Source organism: Streptomyces sp. NPDC058221 (assembly GCF_042882365.1).
Lineage (GTDB): Bacteria > Actinomycetota > Actinomycetes > Streptomycetales > Streptomycetaceae > Streptomyces.
On sequence record NZ_JBHVWF010000288.1, the window covers coordinates 1 to 3,480 of the forward strand.

General features: G+C 69.5%; 5 protein-coding genes. All 5 read left to right on the forward strand.

Features of this window, described 5'->3' with window-relative positions:
* Positions 1 to 48: 48 nt before the first annotated feature.
* A complete protein-coding gene (rimM, locus tag ACFVW8_RS38735) occupies positions 49 to 651 on the forward strand; it encodes a ribosome maturation factor RimM (protein WP_389698702.1) in 603 nt (200 codons plus the stop codon).
* Positions 651 to 1,472 carry a tRNA (guanosine(37)-N1)-methyltransferase TrmD gene (gene trmD / locus ACFVW8_RS38740; protein WP_389698694.1) on the forward strand — a complete coding sequence of 274 codons (822 nt, stop codon included), beginning with the start codon at positions 651 to 653 and terminating at the stop codon, positions 1,470 to 1,472. The genes rimM and trmD overlap by 1 nt, the downstream gene beginning before the upstream one ends.
* Positions 1,473 to 1,599: 127 nt before the next feature.
* Complete coding sequence (rplS, locus tag ACFVW8_RS38745) at positions 1,600 to 1,950, forward strand: 50S ribosomal protein L19 (RefSeq protein ID WP_389698696.1); 351 nt, start codon at positions 1,600 to 1,602, stop codon at positions 1,948 to 1,950.
* 45 nt (positions 1,951 to 1,995) lie between these two features.
* A complete protein-coding gene (lepB, locus tag ACFVW8_RS38750; RefSeq protein WP_389698698.1) occupies positions 1,996 to 2,766 on the forward strand; it encodes a signal peptidase I in 771 nt (256 codons plus the stop codon).
* The coding region (lepB, locus tag ACFVW8_RS38755) for a signal peptidase I (RefSeq protein WP_389698700.1) at positions 2,759 to 3,480 on the forward strand (722 nt) is incomplete at its 3' end. The genes lepB (ACFVW8_RS38750) and lepB (ACFVW8_RS38755), both read left to right, overlap by 8 nt.

Here is a 3,480-nt window from a genome sequence, read left to right on the forward strand (position 1 = left end):
GCCATGGGCCCACCCCGGCCCGTCGTCGTACGACAGGAGAGACACAAGGTGCAGTTGGTAGTCGCGCGGATCGGTCGCGCCCACGGCATCAAGGGCGAGGTCACCGTCGAGGTGCGCACGGACGAGCCGGAGCTCCGGCTCGGACCGGGTGCCGTACTGGCCACCGAGCCGGCCTCCACGGGACCGCTGACGATCGAGACGGGCCGGGTGCACAGTGGCCGGCTGCTGCTGCGTTTCGAGGGCGTACGGGACCGCACGGCCGCCGAGGCGCTGCGCAACACGCTGCTGATCGCCGACGTCGACCCGGAGGAGCTCCCGGAGGACCCGGAGGAGTTCTACGACCATCAGCTGATGGACCTGGACGTGGTTCTCGCCGACGGCACCGAGATCGGCCGGATCACCGAGATCACGCACCTGCCGTCCCAGGACCTCTTCATCGTGGAGCGTCCCGACGGCAGCGAGGTGATGATCCCGTTCGTGGAGGAGATCGTCTCCGAGATCGACCTGGAGGAACAGCGTGCGGTGATCACCCCGCCGCCGGGCCTGATCAACGAGAGCGAGGCGGTCGTGGTCTCCTCGCGCGACGAGGAGTCCGCAGCCCCCGATGACGGTTCCGGGGCGGGCACCGCCGAGTCCGGGGACGACGACTGATGCGGCTCGACGTCGTCACGATCTTCCCCGAGTACCTGGAACCGCTGAACGTCTCGCTCGTCGGCAAGGCGCGCGCCCGCGGCCGGCTCGGCGTGCAGGTGCACGATCTGCGGGAGTGGACGTACGACCGCCACAACACGGTCGACGACACCCCCTACGGTGGCGGCCCCGGCATGGTCATGAAGACCGAGCCCTGGGGCGACGCGCTGGACGAGATCCTGGCGGACGGCTACGAGTCCGGGGCGCACTCCCCGGTGCTGGTGGTTCCGACGCCGAGCGGCCGGCCGTTCACCCAGGAGCTCGCCGTCGAGCTGTCCGAGCGGCCCTGGCTGGTCTTCGCCCCGGCCCGATACGAAGGCATCGACCGGCGGGTGACCGAGGAGTACGCGACCCGGATGCCGGTCGTCGAGGTCTCCATCGGCGACTACGTGCTGGCCGGCGGGGAAGCCGCGGTGCTGGTGATCACGGAGGCGGTGGCCCGGCTGCTGCCCGGCGTGCTCGGCAACGCCGAATCGCACCGGGACGACTCCTTCGCCCCCGGCGCGATGGCCGATCTGCTGGAGGGGCCCGTCTACACCAAGCCGCCCGAGTGGCGCGGCAGGGGAATCCCGGACGTACTGCTCAGCGGCCACCACGGCCGCATCGCGCGCTGGCGCCGGGACGAGGCCTTCCGCCGTACCGCCCTCAACCGGCCCGATCTGATCGAGCGTTGCGAGGCGGCGGGCTTCGACAAGAAGGACCGCGAGATGCTCTCGATCATGGGCTGGTCGCCGGAGCCCGGCGGCCGATTTTGGCGCAGGCCCGACGCCGTGGAAGAATAGGCCGCTGCTGTACGTCCGACGCGCGCCCCTGCCACAGGGGGAACGACGCCCGCCCGACGCGATCAGCACCCCGAACTCATCACTCTCCCGTCGATGACCTGTGGCATCGGCGAAGAAAGCAGACATCATGACTTCCCTGCTCGATGGCGTCAACGCCGCATCGCTGCGTACCGACGTCCCGGCGTTCCGCCCCGGCGACACCGTCAACGTCCACGTGCGCGTGATCGAGGGCAGCCGCTCCCGTATCCAGCAGTTCAAGGGCATCGTCATCCGCCGCCAGGGCGCGGGCATCGGCGAGACCTTCACGGTCCGCAAGGTCTCCTTCCAGGTGGGCGTCGAGCGCACCTTCCCGGTGCACAGCCCGATCTTCGAGAAGATCGAGATCGTCACCCGCGGTGACGTCCGTCGCGCCAAGCTGTACTTCCTCCGTGAGCTGCGCGGCAAGGCCGCGAAGATCAAGGAGAAGCGCGACCGCTGAGCTGGCTCCCAGGTCCACAGCACGGCCGGATAAGCTCTGGCCCCGATGGACACGGACGCAGGACCCACGGAGCGCGACCGCTCCTCCGCAGCCCCTCAGGGGCCGGAGGAGGGGTCGCGCTTTTCGCGTATCCCGCACCGTTTCGCCGCCTCCATGTCGTGGCGGCGCACCCTCGCGCTCGGTGCCGTCTGCGCGGTCTTCGTACTGCTCCTCAGCACCTTCGTGGTGCAGCCCTTCCTGATTCCCAGCAGCTCGATGGAGTCCACGCTGCAGGTTGGGGACCGGGTGCTCGTCAACAAACTGGCGTACCGTTTCGGCTCCGTACCCGGGCGTGGCGACGTGGTGGTCTTTGACGGCACCGGCTCCTTCATGCAGGAGGCGCCGCAGGAGAACCCCGTCACCGGGCTGCTGCACGGGGCGGCGGCTTCCCTGGGGCTCGCGGAGCCGGCCGAGACCGACTTCGTGAAGCGGGTGGTGGGCGTGGGGGGCGACCGGGTGGTCTGCTGCGACAAGCGGGGGAGGGTCGAGGTGAACGGCCGTCCCCTGGACGAGGACTACCTGTTCGCGGGTGACGCACCGTCCCGGGCGCCCTTCGACATCGTCGTGCCGGACGGCTCGCTCTGGATGATGGGCGATCACCGCAGCCGGTCCCGCGACTCCCGTGACCACCTCGGTGAACCCGGGGGCGGCATGGTGCCCGTCGACCAGGTGATCGGCCGGGTCGACTGGTTCGGCTGGCCGCTGGGGCGGCTGGGCTCCCTGCCGGGCACCGCGGCTTTCGACGGCATACCGGCGCCGGGCGCGACGCATGGGTAACCACGGGCGGCGGCACCGTGCCGCCGGTCCCGGAGCGGAGCTGCCCACCGACACCGGGCCCGCGGCTGCCCGCTCGCTGCCCACCCGGGCGGAGCGGCGCAAGCTGGCCCGCAAGGTGAAGCGGAAGCGGCGCAGATCCGCTGTGAAGGAGATACCCCTCCTCATCACCGTCGCGCTGCTGATCGCGCTGGTCCTCAAGACGTTCCTGGTGCAGGCCTTCGTGATCCCGTCGGGATCCATGGAACAGACCATCCGGATCGGTGACCGGGTCCTGGTGGACAAGCTGACGCCCTGGTTCGGCTCCCGGCCGCAGCGCGGGGACGTGGTCGTGTTCAGCAACCCCTCCGACTGGCCGCCGCCGAATCCGGTGACGGCGAAGGAGTCGCCTGTCGTCATCAAGCAGGTGAAGGAGGTGCTGACCTTCATCGGGCTGCTGCCGTCCGACGACGAGCAGGACCTCATCAAGCGGGTGGTCGCCGTCGGCGGTGACACCGTCAAGTGCTGCGACAAGGACGGCCGGCTGATGGTGAACGGCCAGGCGGTCGACGAGCCCTATCTTTTTCCCGGCAATCCCCCCTCCACGATCAAATTCGAGGTAAAGGTTCCCGCCGGACGAATCTTCGTGATGGGCGACCATCGCTCCAATTCCGCCGATTCACGTTTCCATCTGGACAAGACGGCCGACGGCACGGTTTCCGAGGATGCCGTAGTGGG

What these genes read in the sequence shown, in the direction of transcription:
- trmD (WP_389698694.1), top strand. Translation starts at nt 651, where the DNA reads ATGCGGCTCGACGTCGTCACGATCTTCCCCGAGTACCTGGAACCGCTG.
- rplS (WP_389698696.1), top strand. Translation starts at nt 1,600, where the DNA reads ATGACTTCCCTGCTCGATGGCGTCAACGCCGCATCGCTGCGTACCGAC.
- lepB (WP_389698698.1), top strand. Translation starts at nt 1,996, where the DNA reads ATGGACACGGACGCAGGACCCACGGAGCGCGACCGCTCCTCCGCAGCC.